This is a genomic window from Dermabacter hominis NBRC 106157, assembly GCF_001570785.1.
Lineage (GTDB): Bacteria > Actinomycetota > Actinomycetes > Actinomycetales > Dermabacteraceae > Dermabacter > Dermabacter hominis.
The window spans coordinates 255,689-276,832 of the sequence record NZ_BCSI01000002.1 but is presented as its reverse complement, the minus strand read 5'-3'; the positions used below and the strand labels follow the sequence as shown (position 1 = coordinate 276,832).

16 protein-coding genes and 4 tRNA genes are annotated in these 21,144 nt (G+C 64.5%); 7 read left to right on the top strand and 13 right to left on the bottom strand.

All coding sequences use genetic code 11. The features are described from left to right. Nucleotides 1-65 precede the first annotated feature (65 nt). On the top strand, nucleotides 66-1,787 hold the full coding sequence (locus tag DEHOM01_RS03960) for an alpha/beta hydrolase (RefSeq protein ID WP_061211598.1): 1,722 nt from the start codon (nucleotides 66-68) through the stop codon (nucleotides 1,785-1,787). A gap of 139 nt (nucleotides 1,788-1,926) precedes the next feature. Next, nucleotides 1,927-2,002, top strand: a tRNA-Thr gene (locus tag DEHOM01_RS03955). Nucleotides 2,003-2,499: 497 nt separating this feature from the next. Here DEHOM01_RS03955 and DEHOM01_RS03950 read toward each other — a convergent pair. Together DEHOM01_RS03950 and DEHOM01_RS03945 are read right to left on the bottom strand one after the other, a co-directional pair. Beyond that, complete coding sequence (locus DEHOM01_RS03950; RefSeq protein WP_061211597.1) at nucleotides 2,500-3,807, bottom strand: GmrSD restriction endonuclease domain-containing protein; 1,308 nt, start codon at nucleotides 3,805-3,807, stop codon at nucleotides 2,500-2,502. A gap of 162 nt (nucleotides 3,808-3,969) precedes the next feature. Then, entirely contained in the window at nucleotides 3,970-5,181 is a 1,212-nt protein-coding gene (locus tag DEHOM01_RS03945) for a winged helix DNA-binding domain-containing protein (RefSeq protein WP_061211596.1), read from the bottom strand. A gap of 124 nt (nucleotides 5,182-5,305) precedes the next feature. On the opposite strand from DEHOM01_RS03945, the gene DEHOM01_RS03940 reads away from it, so the two are divergent. Continuing rightward, complete coding sequence (locus tag DEHOM01_RS03940; protein WP_061211595.1) at nucleotides 5,306-5,917, top strand: biotin transporter BioY; 612 nt, start codon at nucleotides 5,306-5,308, stop codon at nucleotides 5,915-5,917. A 9-nt stretch (nucleotides 5,918-5,926) separates the two neighbouring features. Here the strand turns inward: DEHOM01_RS03940 and hrpB are convergent, their stop codons facing one another. Beyond that, a complete protein-coding gene (gene hrpB, locus DEHOM01_RS03935; protein ID WP_245630647.1) occupies nucleotides 5,927-8,602 on the bottom strand; it encodes an ATP-dependent helicase HrpB in 2,676 nt (891 codons plus the stop codon). A 130-nt stretch (nucleotides 8,603-8,732) separates the two neighbouring features. On the opposite strand from hrpB, the gene DEHOM01_RS03930 reads away from it, so the two are divergent. From DEHOM01_RS03930 to DEHOM01_RS03920, 3 genes are all read left to right on the top strand, one after another. After that, nucleotides 8,733-8,806: transfer RNA gene (locus DEHOM01_RS03930), tRNA-Asp, on the top strand. 165 nt (nucleotides 8,807-8,971) lie between these two features. Then, a tRNA-Phe gene (locus tag DEHOM01_RS03925) sits at nucleotides 8,972-9,044 on the top strand. A gap of 211 nt (nucleotides 9,045-9,255) precedes the next feature. Beyond that, the gene (locus DEHOM01_RS03920) at nucleotides 9,256-10,932 is read left to right on the top strand and encodes a formate--tetrahydrofolate ligase (protein ID WP_061211594.1); all 1,677 of its coding nucleotides are present in this window, start codon (nucleotides 9,256-9,258) and stop codon (nucleotides 10,930-10,932) included. Between the two features lie 104 nt (nucleotides 10,933-11,036). On the opposite strand, the gene DEHOM01_RS03915 is transcribed toward DEHOM01_RS03920, so the two are convergent. The 8 genes from DEHOM01_RS03915 to dcd all read right to left on the bottom strand — a co-directional run bounded on the left by DEHOM01_RS03915 (nucleotide 11,037) and on the right by dcd (nucleotide 19,008). Next, nucleotides 11,037-11,594 carry a cation:proton antiporter gene (locus tag DEHOM01_RS03915; RefSeq protein ID WP_061211593.1) on the bottom strand — a complete coding sequence of 186 codons (558 nt, stop codon included), beginning with the start codon at nucleotides 11,592-11,594 and terminating at the stop codon, nucleotides 11,037-11,039. Continuing rightward, on the bottom strand, nucleotides 11,591-11,878 hold the full coding sequence (locus tag DEHOM01_RS03910; protein ID WP_061211592.1) for an MrpF/PhaF family protein: 288 nt from the start codon (nucleotides 11,876-11,878) through the stop codon (nucleotides 11,591-11,593). Before DEHOM01_RS03910 ends, DEHOM01_RS03915 begins: the two co-directional genes overlap by 4 nt. Next, on the bottom strand, nucleotides 11,878-12,441 hold the full coding sequence (locus tag DEHOM01_RS03905) for a Na+/H+ antiporter subunit E (RefSeq protein ID WP_061211591.1): 564 nt from the start codon (nucleotides 12,439-12,441) through the stop codon (nucleotides 11,878-11,880). The genes DEHOM01_RS03910 and DEHOM01_RS03905 overlap by 1 nt, the downstream gene beginning before the upstream one ends. Beyond that, on the bottom strand, nucleotides 12,438-14,003 hold the full coding sequence (locus tag DEHOM01_RS03900) for a Na+/H+ antiporter subunit D (RefSeq protein ID WP_016663226.1): 1,566 nt from the start codon (nucleotides 14,001-14,003) through the stop codon (nucleotides 12,438-12,440). The genes DEHOM01_RS03905 and DEHOM01_RS03900 overlap by 4 nt, the downstream gene beginning before the upstream one ends. After that, a complete protein-coding gene (locus DEHOM01_RS03895; RefSeq protein WP_061211590.1) occupies nucleotides 14,000-14,581 on the bottom strand; it encodes a Na(+)/H(+) antiporter subunit C in 582 nt (193 codons plus the stop codon). The genes DEHOM01_RS03900 and DEHOM01_RS03895 overlap by 4 nt, the downstream gene beginning before the upstream one ends. Beyond that, nucleotides 14,571-17,489 carry a Na+/H+ antiporter subunit A gene (locus tag DEHOM01_RS03890; RefSeq protein WP_061211589.1) on the bottom strand — a complete coding sequence of 973 codons (2,919 nt, stop codon included), beginning with the start codon at nucleotides 17,487-17,489 and terminating at the stop codon, nucleotides 14,571-14,573. Before DEHOM01_RS03890 ends, DEHOM01_RS03895 begins: the two co-directional genes overlap by 11 nt. A gap of 149 nt (nucleotides 17,490-17,638) precedes the next feature. Then, a complete protein-coding gene (locus DEHOM01_RS03885) occupies nucleotides 17,639-18,409 on the bottom strand; it encodes a hypothetical protein (RefSeq protein WP_061211588.1) in 771 nt (256 codons plus the stop codon). Beyond that, nucleotides 18,406-19,008, bottom strand: coding sequence for a dCTP deaminase (gene dcd / locus DEHOM01_RS03880; RefSeq protein WP_016663230.1), 603 nt, complete (start codon nucleotides 19,006-19,008; stop codon nucleotides 18,406-18,408). Before dcd ends, DEHOM01_RS03885 begins: the two co-directional genes overlap by 4 nt. Nucleotides 19,009-19,090: 82 nt before the next feature. On the opposite strand from dcd, the gene DEHOM01_RS03875 reads away from it, so the two are divergent. Continuing rightward, nucleotides 19,091-19,164 (top strand) — tRNA-Gly (locus DEHOM01_RS03875). Between the two features lie 79 nt (nucleotides 19,165-19,243). Here DEHOM01_RS03875 and DEHOM01_RS03870 read toward each other — a convergent pair. Together DEHOM01_RS03870 and DEHOM01_RS03865 are read right to left on the bottom strand one after the other, a co-directional pair. Beyond that, entirely contained in the window at nucleotides 19,244-19,933 is a 690-nt protein-coding gene (locus tag DEHOM01_RS03870; protein ID WP_061211587.1) for an ABC transporter ATP-binding protein, read from the bottom strand. Nucleotides 19,934-19,985: 52 nt separating this feature from the next. Further along, the gene (locus tag DEHOM01_RS03865) at nucleotides 19,986-21,080 is read right to left on the bottom strand and encodes an ABC transporter permease (protein ID WP_061211586.1); all 1,095 of its coding nucleotides are present in this window, start codon (nucleotides 21,078-21,080) and stop codon (nucleotides 19,986-19,988) included. Nucleotides 21,081-21,144 lie beyond the last annotated feature (64 nt).

Sequence of the window (21,144 nt, the reverse complement as noted above, 5' to 3'; positions counted from 1 at the left end):
CACGGCACCGCGTGGTTGAATAATGGCAGCTAATTCGCCTTCCCAACGATCCGCGAGGTTTCTTCGTGACACCCACTCACCCCTCCCGCTTCGGCGTGCGCGCACGTGCCGCCGCCGCCCTCAGCGCCCTCACGCTTGCCGCGCTCTCGCTCAGTGGATGCGGAGCACTCATCCAAGCGGGGCAAAACGCCACGTCAAGCAACTCGACAGCCACCGGCAGCGGCAACTTCGAGAAGGACGCTGAAAAAGCCATCAAGGAGCTCGAGAACTCGACCTCCGAGGCCTACGGCACGGAAGGCATGGCACCCCTTAAATCGATCGCTCCCGTCATCGAATCCGCCGCCTACGATCTCGGCGCCGATCCCGCAAAGGACGAGCGCTGGAAGAAGTTCTACGACCAGCGCGCCGACTGGGGAAAATGTGAACGCGCGGAATACCAAGGCGCTGAATGCGCCACGATCGAGGTCCCACTCAAGTGGAACGACCCCGAAGGTGCCACCCTCTCGCTCCTGCTCACGCGCGTTCCCGCAACGGGCGACGACAAGAAGGGCTCACTTCTCATCAACCCCGGCGGCCCCGGCGGCTCGGGTGCGGAACACGTCGCCGCCTACGGCTCCATGACGATCAGTTCCACCGTGCGCAAACAGTACGATCTGATCGGCTTCGACCCGCGAGGGGTGAAGGATTCCGACGGTGTCCAGTGCCTCGACGATGCCGAGACCGACGAGATGCTGTCAACAGACCTTCCCGATACCGAGGAAGGTAAGAAGAAGGCGAAGGAGTGGTCCGACAAGCTCGCGAAAGCCTGCAAAGCGAAGTCCAGCGACCGCATTCAATACGTCGACACATACTCCGCAGCGCGCGACATGGACGTGATCCGCGCGGCTGTTGAATCCGAAAAGCTCGACTACCTCGGCTTCTCGTACGGCACGTACCTCGGCGCGACCTACGCCGAAATGTACCCGGAGCGCACCGGCCACCTCATCCTCGACGGCGCAATGGATCCAGCGCTCACGACAAACGAGATTGTCGCCGGGCAGGCCGCCGGTTTCGAGCAGGCGATTAAAGACTTCGTGACGTGGTGCCAGAACGAACGCGGCACCTGCCCCCTCACGGGCAGCGTCGACGAAGGTATTCAGCAGCTTCGCGACTTCATGACGAACGCCGGGAAGAACCCCATTCCCACGGCGAGCGGCCGCAAGCTCAACGAGACCCTCGCCTCAACGGCGATCCTCACCGCCCTCTACAGCAACGAGACCTGGGAATACGTCGCCCTCGGGATCGAAAGCGCCAAGGCTAACAACTCCGCCGACGTTCTCCTCATGCTCGCCGACCTCGCCAACGAACGCGAAGAAGACGGCTCATTCAAGTCGAACAGCACGTTCGCCAACGTCGCCGTGAACTGCCTCGACCACGTCGGGGTGACCGACGAAAAATGGCTCAAGGCCGAAGGCGAACGCCTCGCAAAGAAATACCCGACGTTTGGTCCGTCGCTCGGCACCGAAGAGGACGGCTGCGCGAACTGGCCCGCGAAGCCCGTGCGCTACCCCAAGGAAATCCATGCGAAGGGGTCGAGCACCATCGTCGTGATCGGCACAACCCACGACCCCGCAACCCCGTACGCGTGGGCCGAATCCCTCAACAAACAGCTCGACAACTCGGTTCTCCTTACCTGGGAGGGCTTCGGCCACACCGCCTACAGCCGCTCGGGTGGCTGCATCGAGGAGATGGTCGACGCCTACCTTCTCGAGGACAAGGTCCCGGACGATGGCGCGAAATGTGAGTAGAAACTGAGCCCGGGTCAGCGGGGCGGCATGCACGTCACCCCGCACGAGATGTGACCGGTCCATCACCGGCACAGTTTGGCACCCGGGCCGTTTCTCCCGTAAAGTTGTGGTTCGTGCGCGACGCGTGAGCGAAGCACACGCCTCCTTAGCTCAGTCGGTAGAGCGATTCACTCGTAATGAATAGGTCGCCGGTTCGATTCCGGCAGGAGGCTCCACAAAAAGCGGCCCCCACCAGGACAAACACCCGGTGGGGGTTCTCTTTACCCAAATTGAAGTGGCGGGTTGTTGCCCTTCTTGTAACCCTTCAGTTAGCCATTCGGTTAGCCATGTGCCGCTGCGCTCCCCGGTCGCGGCCCACTCAATCTCAGCTTTAGACCTGCCGCCTCGTGCCCCAACTCCGGCTTCGGCCACCCCCAGCTCCAACCTCTCCCCCGCCCTCCGCACCACCGGCACCGCCCGGCAAACTTCGAAAGTGGTGAAAAATCGCCACCAGACCGGTGATTCAGGTGCGCAGAGGCCATTTTTCACCACTTTCGCGGCGGGAAGAAGGGGGAAGGGAGGGCGAGAGGGGGGGAACGGAAGGCGGGAAAGGGGAAGGGCGGGTGAGAAAGGGCGAAGGGAGGGAGGGAGGGGAAGAGCAGTGGGGTGTGGGGAAAAGACCCCACTACCAGCTCACACCGCTGCCTTCACGCCTGAAAAGAGGCCGGGCGAACTACCGAGGATCCCTTTCACACGCGACGCCGTCGTCATCCCTATCAAGTTTCGGCGCGTAGCCGGAATCCCCCCTGTGGAGCGGGGCAGCCCCGGCTTCCCATGCGGCCTTACAGTTGCGGAATCCGCCGCCCGAAGACTTCTTTTTCGGGGCTTCTTTCTTGGGAGCCTCTTTCTTAGGAGTGTCCTTCTTGGGAGCCTCTTTCTTAGGAGTGTCCTTCTTGGGAGCCTTCTTGTGCGGCACGTCCTTCTTGGGTGCCTCCCTCTCCACTTCCCTGACGAGGGGCGCGGGCTTGTCAGCCTGCCGAGGCTTGTCAGCGCGTTTTGGCTTTTCCGCCCGTCGAGGCTTTTCGGTTGGCGCCGGTTTTGCTTCCGTGGTTGAGTCGGTGGCGGGCGGCTCGACGTTTCGGTCAAACGCTTTCATGTCGGGGCACGTCGCCAATACGCGCTCGATGGCCTCGGCCTCAGCCGGTTTCACCCAGAGTCCATACTTCGCTTTCACCGCTACTTGGCGTGCCACATACTCGCAGCGATAGGGCTTGTGCGGCGGTAGCCACGTCGCGGCATCGCCGTCGCCTTTTTGCCGGTTCAGCGTCGACTCGACGGCAAGAAGATTGAGAGGATCATTCGCGAAGGCGATCTTCTTTTGTGCATCCCAACTAGAGGCGCCACTTTGCCACGCATCGGAGAGGGCAACGACGTGGTCGATGTCCGTGTTAGTGGGGTTGCGCACGAAGTCGTAACTGGAACCGCTATACGACGAGTCGACTCGGCCCGACAGCACCACACAGCCCTGGGTGCCCGCTTTCGTGGTGATGTTCTTCAGGTCGCGCCTAAGAATGTCGTTGCGCGTATCGCAGCCGTTGCGGTCGACGTCGTCGCGCCAACCGAAGGATTCACGGTCATACCCCGTTTTCGGGGCCCTCCCTTTCACCTCGAGCGTGCGGAGCTGGGCGAGAGCGGTACCGGTGGGGGCCGCCTGCTGGCCGGCAGGGGCGACGGTCGCATTGTTCTCACCGGGCACAGAGACGGCATTCACGTCTGAGTTGAGTGCGGGCGATGCATCCGGTGTTACTGACACCGAACCAGCTTCGTGTGCATCTTCCACCGAAGAAGGTGCAGGCGTTGCGGAGGAGGCAGCGGAAGAGGACGCGACCGGAGTCGGCGACTGTTCGGTTGGAGCCGCGAGCGACCCTATAACGCCGAGAATGAGCAGGCCCACAACTCCGAGTCCCGTGCAGCCACAGCACGAGCCTGCGGCAATGCCGCCTTTTTTAATTCCATTGCGATTCTTCGCGAGTTTTCCCATGGCGCTTTTCTCCGTGAATAATCGGTGGGGGTTCTGCCAACGGCGTTGGACGCTAGATAATTAATTACCTGCGCACACTCCCCTTTTCACGGGACCTTGGTACACGTGCCGCACACTCCGCGCGGTGATCTCCGACACCCCTACGCCGAGCGCGGGCGCCACCTACTGGTCGTGATGCGGAAAAGCCGCGAAGGCATTGTCGATGTCGCGCGAGGCCGCAGCGGAGAGTTCACCAAAGGCATCAACCGCGAGCGCCCGACCCCTCTTGCGCTTGACGGTGCGCCACAGGGCAACCATGCGCCCGCCGCGCACGATTCCCCGCCGGAACACCCCGTTGTTTCCGGGCACGAGCAGCGCGTGCTCTTGTTCGGTCATGAGGGCGAGACGGTCGGGGTATCCGAGCACGAGCTCGTCGAAACCGGGCAGCAGGAAGGTGCCCCGAACGCGTGCGGCGGCAGAGCTGACCTCATCGGCAAGCCCCGCGCGGCAGAATAGCGTCTCGCCTGCGGCGTCACTGCCCCATTCCTCGATTCCGTCGCCGATCTGGAGGGCAGCCGCGCGGATCTGGCGAAGCGGGAGTTTCGTCCACCACGCGAAATCGCGCAGCGTTGCTGGCCCATGACTTGCGAGGTAGCGCTCGAGCAGTGCCGCGGTTGCCGCGACTTTGTCTCCCCCGAAACGCTCTTCGAGTCCACTCCCCTTGGGGAGCCACGTCGCGGCGTCGGCGATTCGCTGTTCCGCACCGTCGATCGGCCCGTAGATCAGGTGGCCGGATGCCATGAAGTAGGTGATGAGGTGGTAGCCGCGACCGCCGTCCGTCTCGATGCCGCCGTTTTTCCACGCCTCGAGGAGTTCGGCCCGTGTCACACCTCGCACTTTCCCCGCGAGGAATTCGAGGGTGAGGTTCAGCGCGTGCTCAACCTGGGCGTCGGATAGATTGCGCGAGCGGCGGCGCCTTGCTTCCCACTCTCCCTTCTTCGCACACAGCTCGGTCATCCACCGCGCATCGCGGGCGGCCATGGCGAAAACGGTCCCTCGCATCGGGTAACCGCGCACGATCTCGCCTGCGTCAAACGCGTGCAGTACTTCCCGCATGCGCGCGTCGCTCGGGAAAGCTTCAGAATCCGACGCTTGGGGAGCCACCGTCGGAACCTGATCCTGGCCTGGTGCTTCACCGACCTTTTCCGCATCGAGCCGAAGGGCGATCGAGGAGAGCAGGCCGGGCAGATCCTGCCCCTGCATCGCGCCCATCGCGTGCACGAGATTCCCGGCGTTGCGATGCCTCGGCAGGGCGAGTCCTTGTGCACTCAGGCGCGCATATATGAGGCGGGCGCGCTCGGTGCGAGTATCGGAGGTGCGGGATCGTGGTGGCATGATCCCACCCTATAGAGCGCCACATGCGCCTCGATTCAGGTGTAGGCGACCGCGCTCTTCTCCACGTTGAACGGGAGCGGGGCCTAGTATTAGTGCGGCCCTATTCGTGAGATGAAGGAGATCCATGACCACCGCACCCCTTGCCGGCACTCGCCCCGTGCTCGCCGATTCGCTCGTTAAACACCGCACGCTGCTCACCGATCTCTCGCTCATCGCAGCCGGTGTCGTTGTGGTAGGGCTCCTCGCACAGGTCACGATTCCGCTTCCGTATGTGCCGATCACCGGCCAGACGCTCGGCGTGATTCTCGTGGGTGCGGCGCTCGGTTCGAAGCGCGGCGCGGCATCGCTCGCCACCTACCTCGTGGCGGGTCTTGCGGGCGCCCCGATTTTCGCCGAGTTCGGCGGCGGCCCGGGCATGGTTCTCGAGCCGAGCTTCGGCTTCATCATCGGCTTTATCCCCTCGGCCTTTGTGGCGGGCTGGATGGCGGAGCGCGCGTGGGATCGCAAGTTCGCCCTCGCGCTTCTCGGCTTTATTGCCGCGAGCGCGTTGCCGTTCGTCGTGGGCGTGCCGTACATGGCGTGGGTGCTCAACTCGATCATGGGCCTCGGCCTCGACTTCGCGGGCATCATGAACGCGGGTCTCATCCCATTCATTCCGGGTGGAATCGTGAAGGCCGCAATCGCCGCCGGGCTGATTCCTCTTGCCTGGAAGGGCGTGCGGGCACTCGAGAAGTAGTCCCCGCCCCTAGTGCGGGCCGCGCCTGAGTGCGCGGTTCGTTTTCGCGGTCGCTTCGAACGCCATCGGGTCCTCGGGCCAGGGGTGTTTCGGGTAGCGGCCGCGCATTTCTTTGCGGACCTCCGCGTACGGCCCCGCCCAAAATGAGCGCAGGTCCTTCGTGATCGCGAGGGGTTTCCCGCCGGGTGAGAGCAGCTCGATGAGCACGCTCACCCTGCCCTCGACGATGCGCGGGGTCTCTTCGAGCCCGAACATTTCCTGGAGCTTGACCTTGAGCCTCACGGGCGCCTCATCCGCGCCGCTCTCATCGGCGTGCGCAATCTGCTCGGCGCTCGGGTAGTCAAGGCGAATTTTGGAGTCCGACGGCACCTGGATTCTCTCGGGCGCGAGTTCTTCGAGTCGCGCGGCTTCGGGCCATGGGAGGGCGCGCTCGAGGATGGGGCGCATATCGATTTTTGAGGGGGGAAGCGGGTTTTTTCTGCCGATGCCGGCGAGGGCGTCGAGCTCGGGGCCCGCGAGTTCCTCGAGGCGGGACAGCAGGGCCGCATCGCTCACGTCGGGCCAGGGGTCGCCGAGCTCGCGGTGAAGAAGTGCGAGGCGGGAGCGCAGGTTCGCGGCGCTCGGGCTCCACGTGAACATGCCGAGTCCGGCGCGTTGAATGCCCGCGAGAACAGCCTCTCGCGCACCTGCCCCCTCGGCTTTCGTGGGGGTCGAGGAGAGAACGATGCTGCCGAGCACTTTCACGCGGCGCGCTTTCGCGCCGCTCTCGCCGAAGTCGATCTCGGTTCTCTCGGACACGAGCGGTCCCGCACACGCGAGGGCTTCCTCTTCGGTGAGGGGTGCGGCAGAGCGGATGATCGCGCCCGTGCCGCGGGCGGCCTTCGCGTTCGATCGCTGCATCTCGGCAATCGCGATCCATTCGCCGAGACTCGTCTCGTCCGTGCCGGCGCGGGTCCCGCCGGCGCACTCGTAGATTCCCGGCTCGACGCGCCGCGCGAGGCGCTCCGGGTAAGCGAGGCCCACAACGATTCCGGCGGCGTGCGCCGGATCGTGCGGCGCCTCGAGCGTCTCCAGTCCGCCGCTCGTGTCGGGGTGTGCATCGCCTGCATGGCGGCAAGCGATGCGGGCGAAACGCTCGGTTTCTTTCGCGAGACGCTCGCGGCTCGCACGCGGACCGTCGATGCTGCGGCCGTCGAGCGGGAGTGGCGCCTCAAGGGACAGGGCGGCGACGGTGCGCGAGGCGGCGTCGGACCCTACGACCGGTGTTGAGGCGAGCAGCGCGCGGGCAAGCCGCGGGTCGGTGGGGATGGAGGCGAGTGTGCGGCCAAGTGGAGTGAGGGTTCCCTCGGCGTCGAGGGCTCCGAGGGCGTGGAGTGTCTCGTGGGCCTCGCCGAGCGCGTCCGACGGGGGCGGATCGGGAAGGCGAAGGCCTGAGCCGCCGGGCGTCCCCCATGCCGCCATGAGCAGTGCCGTATCGGTGAGGTCGGCGCTCGCAATCTCGGGGAGGGTGAAGTCTCGCGCGCCGGCGTAGGCGAGGTCGTCGAAGAGGCGAATCGCGAGGCCGGGGCCGAGTCGGCCCGCGCGACCGGCGCGCTGCGCCATGCTCGCACGCGACGCCGTGACGGTCACGAGGCCGCTCATTTTCCTTGCGGCATCGCGGCGCACTTCGCGGCTCAGCCCCGAATCTACAACGATGCTCACGCCCGGCACGGTGAGCGACGACTCGGCGAGGTTCGTGGAGAAGATGATCCTGCGCGGCTCGTCGGCTCCGCGGCCCCGCACAATCCGATCCTGTTCACGCGCATCGATGCGGCCGTGAAGCTCGCATACGTCGACCCGCGCGCCACGGCGCGCGAGCAGGTCCCGCGCCGCCGATGCCGCATTTTCAACCTCCCACGCCCCCGGCAGGAACACGAGAACGTCGCTATCCGCGAGCTCGCCCGGCTCCTCAAGCGCCTCGACCGCCACCCGCGCGGCATGCTCGAGGAACTCCCTTGAGACTCCGCGCTCGTTCATGCGCGAGGCGAAGGGCTCTCGTCGCGTCGCGACGGGAAACAGCGCCGTTGGCGAGTCAATCACCGGTACCGGGTCCGCCACGGCCTCCCCCATGAGGCCCGCGAAACGCTCGGCATCGAGGGTCGCCGAAAGCGCGAGAATCCTCAAATCTCCGCGCAGGTCGCGCACGTCGAGCGCGAAGGCAAACGCGAGATCTGACTCAAGGGAGCGCTCATGCACCTCGTCGAGCACAATCGCCGACACATCCGCGAGCTCAGGATCGGCGAGGAAGCGTCGCACGAGGACACCCGGTGTCACGAACTCCACGAGGGAGTCGCGCGTGAGCGTAGAGTCACCGCGCACCGTATAGGCGACGCGGTCGGCGAGCGCCGGGGTGGTCTGTGAAGCGAGGGCACGAAGCCTGGATGCGCCGGCACGCGCGGCGACGCGCCGCGGCTGCGTGACTATCACGCGACCCGCGCCTTGCTCGCCCACGAGAGCGTTCGCAACGATGGGCGGCACGAGCGTCGTCTTGCCCGATCCCGGAGGCGCCTGGACGACCGCGCTCGCACCGGGCGACGCGATCGCCTCGGCGAGGTCGGCAGCGACACTCGCGAAGGCGAGATTCGCGCCGATTGCCTCGAGATCGAAGACGGCTGGTGAACCGTCGGACTGTGCTCTGCTCCTCACCCCATCCATTGTGCCAAGCACGCGAAGACCAGCGGAATCACGAATGTGACGAGCCTCTCCGCTCTCAGGTGGCATTTGGTGCACAGGGTGTGTAAAGTAATTCGAGTCGAAGCGAGAGCACGACAAAAAAGGCCCTGTAGCTCAGTTGGTTAGAGTGCCGCCCTGTCACGGCGGAGGTCGCCGGTTCAAGCCCGGTCAGGGTCGCAAGAAGCGACAAACCCCCTCGAAGAATCGAGGGGGTTTTTCCATGCCCCCACACCGTTTGCACCCGCACCCGAACGAACGTGTCTTACCTCTCCCCCTCCCCCATCGATTTCGCACGCGCTCGCGCGCACTGGTAGGCTGTTCGCTGTTCCTTCTGGAACATACGGCTCTGTAGCTCAGTTGGTAGAGCGTTCGACTGAAAATCGAGAGGTCACGGGATCGACGCCCGTCGGAGCCACAGCAATCCCCCGTCGGGTCGTACCGGGCGGGGGATTTTTGTATGCCCCCTGTACACGCCATATTTCCGGAATTTCGGTCACGGGAGCGCACCGGGATGCCGCGCGAGGCGATTAAACGTTGGCATGCTCAGGGAATTTCCCGTTTGCTAGGTCACAGTAAGGGACGAACGCCCCCGCAGGAACCGAGAAGAATCAAAGGAGATTTGCCCCATGGCAACCGAAAACCCCGATCTCAAGATCGCCCAGGCACACACCCTCAAGCCGATCACCGAGATCGCCGAGGCCGCCGGTATTCCGAGCGACGCCCTCATCCCCTACGGCTGGACCAAGGCCAAGGTCGACATGAAGAAGATCGACCGCAATAGCGACAAGCCGAAGGCGAAGCTCGTGCTCGTCTCGGCCCTCTCGCCCACCCCCGCGGGCGAAGGCAAGTCCACGACGACCGTTGGCCTTTCCGATGCCTTCTCCCTCAAGGGCAAGAAGACCGTCGTCGCGCTCCGCGAACCCTCGCTCGGCCCGGTCATGGGCGTCAAGGGTGGCGCGACCGGCGGCGGCTACGCCCAGGTCGTCCCCATGGAAGACATCAACCTCCACTTCACGGGCGACTTCCACGCGATCCAGATCGCCAACAACACCCTCGCGGCCCTCATCGACAACTCGATTCACCAGGGCAACCCCCTCAACATTGATCCTCGCCGCATCCAGTGGAAGCGCGTCCTCGACGTCAACGACCGCGAACTTCGCTCGATCGTCGTCGGCCTCGGTGGCCCCGCCCAGGGCATGCCCCGCGAAGACGGCTTCGACATCGTCGTTGCCTCGGAGATCATGGCGATCCTCTGCCTCGCGACGGACCTCAAGGATCTACAGGAGCGCATCTCGCGCATCGTCGTTGGCTACACGTTCGATCGCAAGCCCGTGACCGTCGCCGACCTCAAGGTCGAAGGCGCCATCACGATGCTCCTCAAGGACGCCCTCAACCCGAACCTCGTGCAGACCCTCGGCGGAACCCCCGCCCTCGTGCACGGCGGCCCGTTCGCCAACATCGCGCACGGCTGCAACTCGATCATCGCGACGAACCTCGCCCGCGAGCTCGGTGAGATCGCCGTGACCGAGGCCGGCTTCGGCTCGGACCTCGGCGGCGAGAAGTTCCTCGACATCAAGTCGCGCTTCGGCGGATTCTCGCCCGACGCGGTCGTGCTCGTCGCAACCGTGCGCGCGCTCAAGATGCACGGCGGGGTTAAGAAGGACGAGCTCGAAACCGAGAACGTCGACGCGGCCCTCGAAGGCACCTCGAACCTCCGCAAGCACCTCGAGAACATCCGCAAGTTCGGCCTCGAACCCGTGATCGCCCTCAACCGCTTCCCGTCGGACACCGAGACCGAGCTCAAGGCGATTCTCGACTGGGCCAAGGAGAATGGTTACAAGGCAGCCCTCTCCGAGGTGTGGGCCAAGGGTGGCGAAGGCGCTCTCGACCTCGCCGACCAGGTGCTCGCCGCGATCGAAGAGGCCGGCGACTTCCACCACCTCTACGAGACCGAGGACGGCGTCGAAAACGCCATCGAGACCATCGCCAAAGAGGTCTACGGTGCTTCCGAAGTTCAGTACGTCGACGGTGCCCCCGCTGCGCTTCGCCGCCTCAAGAAGAACGGCTGGGACAAGCTTCCCGTCTGCATGGCGAAGACCCAGTACTCGTTCAGCGACGACCCGACCAAGCTCGGCGCGCCCGAGGGCCACGTGCTCCACGTTCGTGACCTCATCCCCCGCCTCGGCGCAGGGTTCGTCGTTGCCCTCACCGGTTCGGTCATGACCATGCCCGGCCTGCCGAAGGAGCCCGCGGCTCTGCGCATGGGCGTCGATGAGGACGGCAACGCGATCGGCCTCTTCTAAGGGACTATCGACTCCCACGCGTAAGGGAGCGGGGGTGGCCACCGGGCCGCCCCCGCTCCCTCGTTAACCCGGCAACCGTCGGAACCTTCACCGCCCTACTGGCGCTACTGTTTCCCGCCGTACTCTCCCGTGCGGGGGTGTGCATCGGCATCGCCCTCGTCGCCTTCGCTGGCTTCTTCCTCGTCGAAGTATTCCTTGAGGCCGGCGAGTTCAAGGCCCATCGTGTGCGTGAGAACGTTCGAGGGAAGGGCGTTCTCGGTCTCGGTATCGGGGTGGGCATCCGCCTCAGGATCGATGAAGCCGTCGTCATCGTCGTCGCCTTCGCCACCGATCGACAGTCGCGGCGTAAGTTCGTCGAAGGCGTAGTCGCTTCCAAGGAGGAAGCCGCGGCGGAATGCGGCTCGACCCAGCATCGCGCTCGAGGCTGTCATGGTCAGGAATTGAGCGGCGAGCACGAGGGCCAGCATGCCCGCAATTGCCAACGACTGCGAGGCGATTGCCGCCCCCGCAAGCACGAGCACAAGGCCGAGGGTTTGCGGTTTGGACGCCGCGTGCATGCGCGAGAGAACGTCGTTGAAGCGAATGAGGCCAACCATCGCGATCGCGGCGACGAGCACGCCGATCACGATGAGAGTCGAGCCGATGATCTCGAGGATGCTCACTGCTCGGCGTCCTTTCGCTCCGGGGCGTCGGCGCGGGCCACGAAGCGGGCGAGCGCGAGCGTGCCAATGAAGGCCGTCGCCGAGAGGGCGAGGGCGGGAATAATCGCGAAGGTCGTTGCGGTCCATGCCGAGTAGAGCGCGAGCCCTATGATGACTTGCACAACGAGCATGTCGAGCGCGACGGCGCGGTCGAGAACGGTGGGGCCCACGATCATCCGGTAGACGATCGGAATCGAGATCAGACCGAGCGCGATCGCGGCGCTCAGGAGAATCGTCTCGAACATCAGCCGTGCCTCCTTCTCGTCCCGTAGCCGGCGCTTTCGAGGATGTCGCGCGCGGCGAAGGCCCGCAGCAAGCGTTCCTCTTGGCGAAGAATGCTCTCGTGCTGCGCCTTGATCTGCTCTTTCGTGGTCACGCCGATCGCGTGGAAGAACAGGGTTCCCGTGGCCCGCTGCGCCTCAACGACAACCGAGCCGGGAATGAGTGTCGCGAGAATACCCGTGAACGACAGGAACAGGTCGCTTCGTGACCGTAGCTGCACGGCGATCACGCTCGAGCCCGGGCTACCGGAGGGGCGCAGCGCGAAGCGCGCCACCTGGATGCTGCCCTCGACGAGGTCTTTCGCGAAAACGGTGATAAACACGAGCGCGCTTACGGGGCGTAGGGTGACTTCGCGGCTCAGCGGTGGCGCGGGGAAAATAACGTAGACGAGGGCGCCGAGGAGGAGTCCGCCGAGGACACTCAGGACACTGAATTCTCCCCACAGGAGGCACCACGCGAGGGCACCTCCGAGGATGCCGAGCGTGTGCGATGGAAGGTCGCGGATTCGACCGGTGAAGCGGGTCATTCGGGCGCCACCTGCCCTCCACCGGCGTCGTCGATGTTGTACACGAGCCTATCGGCAGCGTCGTCGCCGAGCACTGCACTCACGTAGGGGGCTCGCTCAAGCAGCGAGGACGCGGCCGTTTCGCTGTACGCAATGAGGGGGCCGGCGAACACGGTGAGGGCGAGTGAGAACGCGACGAGCGCCGCGGTCGAACCGCTCATGAGCAGCGGCGTGACCGGCTTCTCCACCACGATCTGCTCGGGAGTTTCCTGCCAGAACGCGCGGTTCCACACCTTCGCGATCGCGTACATGGTCAGAAGCGAGGTGATCACACTCAGCGCAACGAGGATCCACGCGAGTGCGCTCCCGCGGTGGATGCCGCCAATGATGAGGCCAACTTTCCCGATGAACCCGCTGAGCGGCGGCACACCCGCGAGGTTCATGGCCGGCACGAAGAAGAGGATCGCGAGCCACGGCGCGGCCTTCGCGAGCCCACCGAGCTTCGCGAGATTCGTTGTTCCTCCCACGTGCTCGATGAGTCCAGCCGCGAGGAACAGCGTGGACTGCACGGTGATGTGGTGGGCAACGTAGAACACGGTTGCCGTCATGGAGATCTGCGAGGAAATCCCGATGCCGAACATCATGTAGCCCATATGGCTGACGAGCGTAAACGACAGCACACGCTTGAGGTCAGTTTGGGCGATTGCCCCGAGGATGCCGATCACAAGGCTAAAACCGGCCGCGACCAGGAGGACCGTCGAGATCTCCGACTCGGGGAACATGAGGGTTTCGAGACGGATGATCGCGTAGATCCCCACCTTGGTCAGCAGTCCCGCGAACACGGCCGTCACGGGGGCGGGCGCCGTCGGGTAGGAGTCGGGCAGCCACGCCGACAGCGGGAAGATCGCTGCTTTGAGCCCAAAGGCGATAAGCAGCACGAACTCGATGAGCAGGCGCACGTGGTGGTCCACGTGGTCCATGCGCGCGGCAATCTCCGCGAGGTTCACGGTTCCGACGGCTGCATAGCAACTGGCGATCCCCACGAGAAACAGCATGGAACTCACCATCGACACGATCACGTATGTCGTCGCGGCTCGAACCCTGCTTGCGGATCCCCCGAGCGTCAGAAGCACGAACGACGCGGCGAGCAGGATCTCGAAGCCCACGTACATGTTGAAGAGGTCGCCCGCGAGGAACGCGTTTGAGACGCCCGCGACGAGCAGGAGGTAGGAGGGGTGGAAGATCGCAATGGGGGTGGATTCGATGTGCTCAGAGATCGTTTGGGCGCTCGCGTAAATGAGCACGGCGAGGGTCACGAACGACGAGACGAGAAGCATGAGGCCCGTGAGCCTGTCGGCAACGAGCACGATGCCGAGCGTGGGGGTCCATTTGCCGATCTGGAGCACGAGGATGCTGTTCTCGTTGATCCAGTACATGAGGAGCGCCGCGATCACGAGGTTGACGCTGAGGGTGCCGATCGTGACGATGAGTTGGAGTCCAGCGCGGTGACGCGTGAGGAGAGCGACGGCGGCGCCGAGGAGCGGGAGCATCACGGGCGCGGCGAGGAGAATCTCGGGACTCATGGCGTCTCCTCCTCGTCGCTGTCGCTTTCTGTCGGGCTCTGTTCGACTTCTTCGTCGGACGTAAAGTCGTCGGAAATATCGTCTTCCGCATCCTCGCGCGCGTTCGCGCGTGCCTTTTCGGCCTCTTCCTCCAAGCGGGCGTGTTCGCGTTCCTTGCGTCGCTCGTCGGCTTCGAATCCGACCTTCTCGATGACTTCGTGGCGGTGACGTTCGACGAGCCTGCGCGAGCGGTCGGCGACGCGGAGGTCCTCGACGTCGTCGGGAACCTCGTCGTGGCCGAATAGCTGCCACGAGCGGTAGGAGAGCGCCATGCCGAAGCCCGTGAGGGCGAGAGAGATGACGATCGCGGTGAGCACCATCGCCATGGGCAGCGGGTCGCTCATGGCCTCAAGCGCGCCCGAGCCTTCGAATGGCGGCGTTCCGGGGGTCCCGATCGCGAGGAGAAACAGCAGGTTGATGCCGTTGCCCGCGAGGACCGCGCCCATGATGATGCGCGAGAGGGTGCGTTCGAGCAGCATGTAGATTCCGCTCGCGATCAGGACTGCCGCGAGAAGGAGAATGAGGAGGCTAACGTGCATCGAGTTCCGCCTCCTGATGCCGGTCGATCTGCTCGCCGAGAGTGCGCAAGACGTCGAGGGCGAGGCCCACGACGATCAGGTACACGCCGATATCGAAGATGAGTGCGCTCGCGAGTTCGATCTCGCCGAGAACGGGGAGGTGCCCGATCCACACGTAGCTTTGGAACACCGTGCCGCCGAAGAGGAGCGGTGAGATGCCCGTGAAGAGAGCGAGCACCATGCCAATGCCAAGGAGCGCCCCGGCCTGCACGGGCGCGGCTTCGTTGAGTTCGTAGCGGCCGCCCGCGAGATAGCGAAGCGTGATCGCGAGGCCCGCGACCAGGCCACCGGCGAATCCGCCACCGGGGAAGTTATGGCCGGCACACAGCAGGTAGATGCTCAGCACCATGAGCATCGGGAACGTGAGGCGCGTGATGACTTCGAGGACGACCATGCGGCGTTCGGGGGCCAGGGTGCGGCTCGCCAGCAGCCACGTGGAGCCGCGATTGCCCTCGAGGTCCCCGCTCTCGTTGTGGAACCGAAGCGTGTTTTCGGGGATGGAGGCGTCGGACGCTCGTCGCCAGATCGAGAGCTCCCCCTCGAGGTCCCCTACGCGCACGATTTGCTGCTCACGCTTTTGCACGAAGATGAGGGAGGCGATTCCTGAGGCAACGACGAGGACGACGGCGATCTCACCCATGGTGTCCCACACGCGCGCGTCGACGAGGGTGACGTTGACCGCGTTGTGTCCCTTGCCGATCTCGTAACCGGCCTCGATGAGCTCAGGGCCAACCGGGGCGGTGAGGCGTGCACCCGCCGCATACGCGAAAACGGTGACGATCACGATGGCCGTGCAGATCGCGATCGACCAGCGCGCGACTTGGTCGAAGCGGCGCGGGCGAATCGAGAAGTGCGCGGGCAGGCGTCGCAGCACGAGGATGAGCACGACGGTCATCATCGTCTCAACGAAGAGCTGGGTCGCGGCGACATCGGGGGCGCCGTACATCATGAACAGGAGCGCAGTGCCGAAGCCCGTGCCGGAAATCAGCAGCGCGGCCCTCAGCCGGCGACGGGCGCGCGCCGCGCCGAGCGCTGCGAGCGCCGCGAAGCCGACCACGGCAAACTCTGCGGGATGCACGAACAGGACGACCGTGTCCGGGAGCTTGCCGGTAAAGCCGAGTGCGCCACCGAGCATCACGACGAACACGAGGAAGATCGCGCCGAGGTGCACCGGGAGCGAGCCGCGCTGGAAAAAGGCGGTTGTGCGCACGGCGAGCGAGTCCACCTCGCGCATGGAAGCGCGGAACAGGCGCTCCGCATCGCACCATCGCCCAAGCGCTGTGCGCTGAGGGCTCACGGCCTTCTGGAAGCGCTCAAACGGGGCGTGCCAAACCGCGAGGGCAGCACCGAGAGTAAGAGCGAGCAGCGAGCAGATGAGCGGGAGCGACACGTGATCGGGAACGACGGCGAGGTGACCGACCTCCCCCACGGCGGCGCCGGGGCCGCCCGCGATGAGCGTCGCGAGCACCTCAAGCTGGGGAGTGAGCGCGAGAGCGAAAAGGCTCGCGGCCGCGACGATCGCTGGGATGAGCTGGAATCGCAGCGTGGGCTGCTTGTGCGGAGCCCCGCCCTTACCGGGAAACACGTGGAAGAAGAAGCGGCAGGAGTACGCGACTGTCAGCACGGATCCCGCGACGGTCGCCGCGAGGATCGCACGAGCCCACGGCTCACCCTCGGCGAAGGTGTAGAACACCGCTTCCTTTGCGACGAATCCAAACAGCGGCGGCATCGCCGCCATAGAGGCCGCGCTCACGAAGGCGACGATCCCGATAATCGGCAGGTCCTTGAACACTCCGCTAAGTTCGCGCAGGTCGCGAGTGCCGTAGCACTTGTCCACGACGCCGACGCCCATGAACAGCGGCGCCTTGAATAGCGCGTGCGCGAGGGTGAGCATGGCGGCGGCAAACACCGCTTCGCGCGTTGCGACGGCCGCGATCGATGCCATGAACCCGAGCTGGGACACGGTGCCGTACGCGAGCAGCAGCTTGATATCTGTTTGCCTGAGGGCTCGCCACCCACCGAGCAGCATGGTCGCGGCACCGAGCGCGGACACTGCGACCGTGAGGGGTCCGACGGTTGCCAGGAGCGGGGCGAACCTCAAGAGAACATAGATTCCCCCCTTCACCATCGCCGCGGCGTGAAGATACGCCGACACGGGCGTGGGGGCGGCCATTGCACCGGGGAGCCAGAAGTGCCCGGGGGCAAGTGCCGATTTCGTTGCCGCACCGGTGAGCACGAGCACGAGGGCCACAACGAGGTACGGGGAGACAGCGGCGAACGCGGGCGACGTGAGGATCTCGGAGATTCGCATGCTGCCGGCTTCGACACCGAGCATGAGGAGTCCCACCATGAGGGCGAGGCCGCCCGCGGTCGTAGAAATGAGCGCGTTGATCGCCGCGCGGCGCGAGGCCTGCTTCGTGACGTAGTGGCCGATGAGCAGGTAGGAGAACACGGTCGTGAGCTCCCAGAACACGAACAGCATCATCGCGTCGTCGGCGAGCACAAGCCCGAGCATCGCCCCGGAGAACGCCGTGAACACGCCCGCGAAACGCGCGAGCGACGGCTCCGTTTCCTTGAAGTACCGCGAGCAGTACAGCATGATGACCGTTCCGATACCCGAAACGATGAGGACGAACAGCCACGCGAGCGGATCGAGTGCGAAGCTCAGAGTAATGCCGAATTGGGGAATCCACGGGTGGGACTCAACGCGGGGCGCCTCGGCGAGGGCGGCAGGTGAGTGCGCGAGCAGGTACGCGGCGGTTCCCGCGGGAACGAGAGCGATCGGTAGAAATGCTTTTTGTTTCCACCACTTCACGAAAAAGGGCGCCGCAAGTGCCATCGCGAAATGCGCGGCGATGGCGATAATCATGCAGGTAGTTCCGTCCTCGTGACTACGGTGCGGGGACGCTTAACTCTATCAATCGAGCAGGGCTCGCCATACGTTCATCCCACGTCACGGGATGCACGCCTCCAGCGTCAACCAAACCCTCGCTCGCGTGAAGTGCTTGGCGAAGGCTGTTAGAAGAGCTCGTTCGGGTTCACGAGGAAATTCTCGTAGTCGAGCACGAACCCGCCGGTCTCGTCCCAAATTGCGCGCGCCACGGCACTGCACCCGAGGTAAGCCTCACGCCATTCACGAATTTGCGGCTTCTCCGGGTTTTCGGCAACGAGGCTCGAGGGATCATCGGGGCGATAGGCCACCGTGTACAGCGCCGCGCCTTCCTTGACCCATTCGACGTGCTCAATCGCGGGGATATCTTCCTCGAGCGTCGTCGCTTCGACCACGAGGTCGGCGTGCGCGAAAATCGGGGCCGAGATCATGTACGGGAAGCCCTCGGCCTCTCCCACAAGCTCCGACTCCTTCACGATTTTCTGCACGATCTCGAGCAGGTCCTTCGGCGCGAGCTCATACGCGGCAACCACGTGGAGGCTCGGCTGCATGAACTGATGCGGGGCAAGCTCGTGGCCGGTGTCGGTCACGACTTTCCCGCCGAGGCGACGCACCGCGTTGAGTGCGAACTCGAGAATCTCGCGCTCCTCACCGGCGGGGACACCGTTCGGGAAGGCCGTATCGAAGCCGAATCCATCGGGAATCTCCGAAGGTCCGCCATCGCGATGCATGGGAACCTCGATCGTTGCCTCGTTCGCCGAGGGGTTCCACACGAGCGAAGTCGTGTCACTGACCCGGATCGTTTTCTTCTTCTTCCGCGCGAGCGGGTAACGGTTGAGCGTGAGCGCGAAGAGATCATCGAGCCCGTAGCTCCGGTCAAGAACAAGGGTGTGCGTCACGGGGTCTCCTCCAAGGGTGTTGCGGGGATCTGCGTGCGGTGAAAGTTCATGTAGGAGCGGGAAGCCGTCGGACCCCTTTGGCCCCTGTACCTGTTGAGGTTCCCCTCCGAGCCGTACGGGCTTTCTGCCTCGCTACTAAGCCGGAAGAAACACAGCTGGCCGATCTTCATGCCCGGCCACAGCGCGACCGGGAGGGTTGCCATATTCGAGAGCTCGAGGGTGATGTGCCCCTCGAACCCCGGATCGATGAAGCCCGCAGTGGAGTGCGTGAGCAGCCCGAGGCGGCCGAGGCTCGACTTGCCTTCGAGGCGCGCCGCAATGTCGTTGGGAAGGCTCACCGTCTCATACGTCGACGCGAGCACGAACTCGCCAGGGTGCAGCATGTAGGGCTGGTCAGGATCGACCTCCACGAGGCGCGTGAGCTCTGCCTGCTCCTTCGCAGGGTCGATCATCGCGTACTTGTGGTTATCGAAGAGTCGAAAGAATCGATCGATCCGCACGTCCACTGACGCGGGCTGAATAAACTCGTCACCAAAGGGGGCGATGCCTATGCGGCCCGCCTCGATTTCCGCGCGAATATCACGATCACTGAGAAGCACGCCTCTATCTTAACGCGTGGTCGCTTCCCTCACGCCGGTTTGGAGGTGCGCCGCGCGGCGGCTACACTGGGGAGGCACATTCGCGGGTGTAGTTCAATGGTAGAACTTCAGCTTCCCAAGCTGACAGCGCGGGTTCGATTCCCGTCACCCGCTCCACTTTCACCGAATTGCATAGACGTTGTGGGGGTTATCCCAGCCTTCACGACCGGAATAACCCCCACAAACCCTCGGGAATTCAGTTTCGCTCGCGCGAAAGAACGCCGTCCACCATGCGATAAACAGAATCGAACTCGTCGAGCTGCTCTTGCGCGTGGGTCACAACGACGGTCGCGAGGTCGCGCTTGCGGGTCGTCTCCGCGAGCAGTTCGATGATCGCTTTGGAGCGCTCCTGGTCGAGGGCACTCGTCGGCTCATCCACGAGCAGAACCTCGGGTTGGTGGATGATCGCGCGGGCAATGTTGACCCTCTGGCGCTGCCCACCCGAAAGCGCACCCGGGCGGTGATGAGCGCGATCGAGCATCCCCACGGCGTCAAGAGCCGACTCGATTCGTTCCTGGCGCTCCTTTTTCGAGATCCCCTTGAACGTGCCCGCGCCGAGACGTGCCACAATCTCGAGCTGCTCGGCGACGGTGAGCGAAGGGATGAGGTTCGGCGACTGGAACACGATACCCACGTGGTCGCGGCGCACTTCGGTTTTCTTCTTCTGGTTGAGCGACGTCGTCTCGATACCCGCGATTGTCACGCTTCCCGAATCGGGGCTCGTGAGCGTCGCCGCAACGGTCAAAAGGCTTGACTTTCCCGAGCCGGAGGGCCCGGTCACGGCGGCGAATTCGCCCGGGTTCACCGTGAGGTTCGCGTGGTTGACCGCGGTGACGGTTGAGCCGCCGTCGGGGTAGGTGAGGGTGATGTCGGTGAGGTTCAGCATGGCTTTCGTCCTTTTCGTCAAAGTGTGAGGGGCGCGGAGTTTTCCGGAGGGGCTAGGCCGCCGACGCTTGCAGGGCCTTCGTCGGATCCACCTTCGTGATCGTGCGGACCGACACGAGCGAGCCCACGAGACCCGCGAGAAGCATGAGGATGGGGACGCCCACGAACGTCGCCACGTTCATAACAAACGGCATCGCGTTGGCGACGAGAACACCCAGGCCGGCGGTGAGCCCCACACCGATGAGCGAACCGATGCCGAGCACAATGAGGGCCTGCCACAGCGAGTCACCCGCGAGCCAGCCCGTGCGGGCGCCGATCGCCTTGAGCACGGCGATATCGCGCTGACGCTGCATCGACCACACGAGGAAGAACACGCCGATCACGAGCGTCGAGATCAGGACGAGGAGAGCGATCATCATCGCGAGCGAGCCGATTTCTGAGCGGAACGAGCCGATTGCGAGAAGCGAAGGGAGAAGCGACTTCGTGGTCGTGGACTGATCGCTATCGAGGGCCTTGACCTCGGAATCAGTGAGAGCCGGGGAAGCGTCGGACCCGCCCTTTCCCACGAGGAGTGCGGTCGCGTAATCCTGCGGCTGATGGGTGCGCTCGAGGTAGTCGTGCCACGTGGTCAGGTCAGCGAAGGCGACCGGGCGGTGTGAATGGAACTCATCCTTGAGCACGCGTGAGACGGTGAGGGTCTCACCCGAAACTTCGAGGGTGTCGCCGGCCTTCACTCCGAGGGATTCGGCAGTGGTCTCGCCAAGCACGAGCTTGCCGGCCTCGGGGACGCGGGAGTCCTTGCCGAACGGCTCGGCCATGAGGACGACCGACTCGGTCTTCTCGCCTGTATCGAGCAGCGCACTCGAAATGCCGAGCGGGGTGACGGCGTCCTTTCCGGCCGTGTCCGCCCAGGCCGTGTACTGCTCCTCGGTGATGGTCGAGTTCGCAAATTGCTCCTGCTCGCCATCGTCGACCGACAGGACGACCCTGTCGGGATTCAGCGAGAGAATCGCCGAGATGTTCTGCATCGCGAGGCCGCCGGTGAGGCCGGCCAGGAATGTGACGAGGAACGTCATGAGGGACACGACGGCGACGATGAGGGAGAAACGGCCCTTCGCGAAGCGTAGGTCGCGGATAGCAAGAAACATGAGGCGAACTCCTTATGCACGATTGATGATGTTTCTACTGTGCCGATCGGGGCCCATTCGCCGG

Excerpts from the sequence above, each read along its gene's own strand:
- DEHOM01_RS03950 (WP_061211597.1), bottom strand. The coding sequence starts at position 3,807 with ATGGGAAAACTCGCGAAGAATCGCAATGGAATTAAAAAAGGCGGCATT.
- DEHOM01_RS03945 (WP_061211596.1), bottom strand. The coding sequence starts at position 5,181 with ATGCCACCACGATCCCGCACCTCCGATACTCGCACCGAGCGCGCCCGC.
- DEHOM01_RS03940 (WP_061211595.1), top strand. The coding sequence starts at position 5,306 with ATGACCACCGCACCCCTTGCCGGCACTCGCCCCGTGCTCGCCGATTCG.
- DEHOM01_RS03920 (WP_061211594.1), top strand. The coding sequence starts at position 9,256 with ATGGCAACCGAAAACCCCGATCTCAAGATCGCCCAGGCACACACCCTC.
- DEHOM01_RS03910 (WP_061211592.1), bottom strand. The coding sequence starts at position 11,878 with ATGTTCGAGACGATTCTCCTGAGCGCCGCGATCGCGCTCGGTCTGATC.
- DEHOM01_RS03905 (WP_061211591.1), bottom strand. The coding sequence starts at position 12,441 with ATGACCCGCTTCACCGGTCGAATCCGCGACCTTCCATCGCACACGCTC.
- DEHOM01_RS03900 (WP_016663226.1), bottom strand. The coding sequence starts at position 14,003 with ATGAGTCCCGAGATTCTCCTCGCCGCGCCCGTGATGCTCCCGCTCCTC.
- DEHOM01_RS03895 (WP_061211590.1), bottom strand. The coding sequence starts at position 14,581 with ATGCACGTTAGCCTCCTCATTCTCCTTCTCGCGGCAGTCCTGATCGCG.
- DEHOM01_RS03890 (WP_061211589.1), bottom strand. The coding sequence starts at position 17,489 with ATGATTATCGCCATCGCCGCGCATTTCGCGATGGCACTTGCGGCGCCC.
- DEHOM01_RS03870 (WP_061211587.1), bottom strand. The coding sequence starts at position 19,933 with ATGCTGAACCTCACCGACATCACCCTCACCTACCCCGACGGCGGCTCA.
- DEHOM01_RS03865 (WP_061211586.1), bottom strand. The coding sequence starts at position 21,080 with ATGTTTCTTGCTATCCGCGACCTACGCTTCGCGAAGGGCCGTTTCTCC.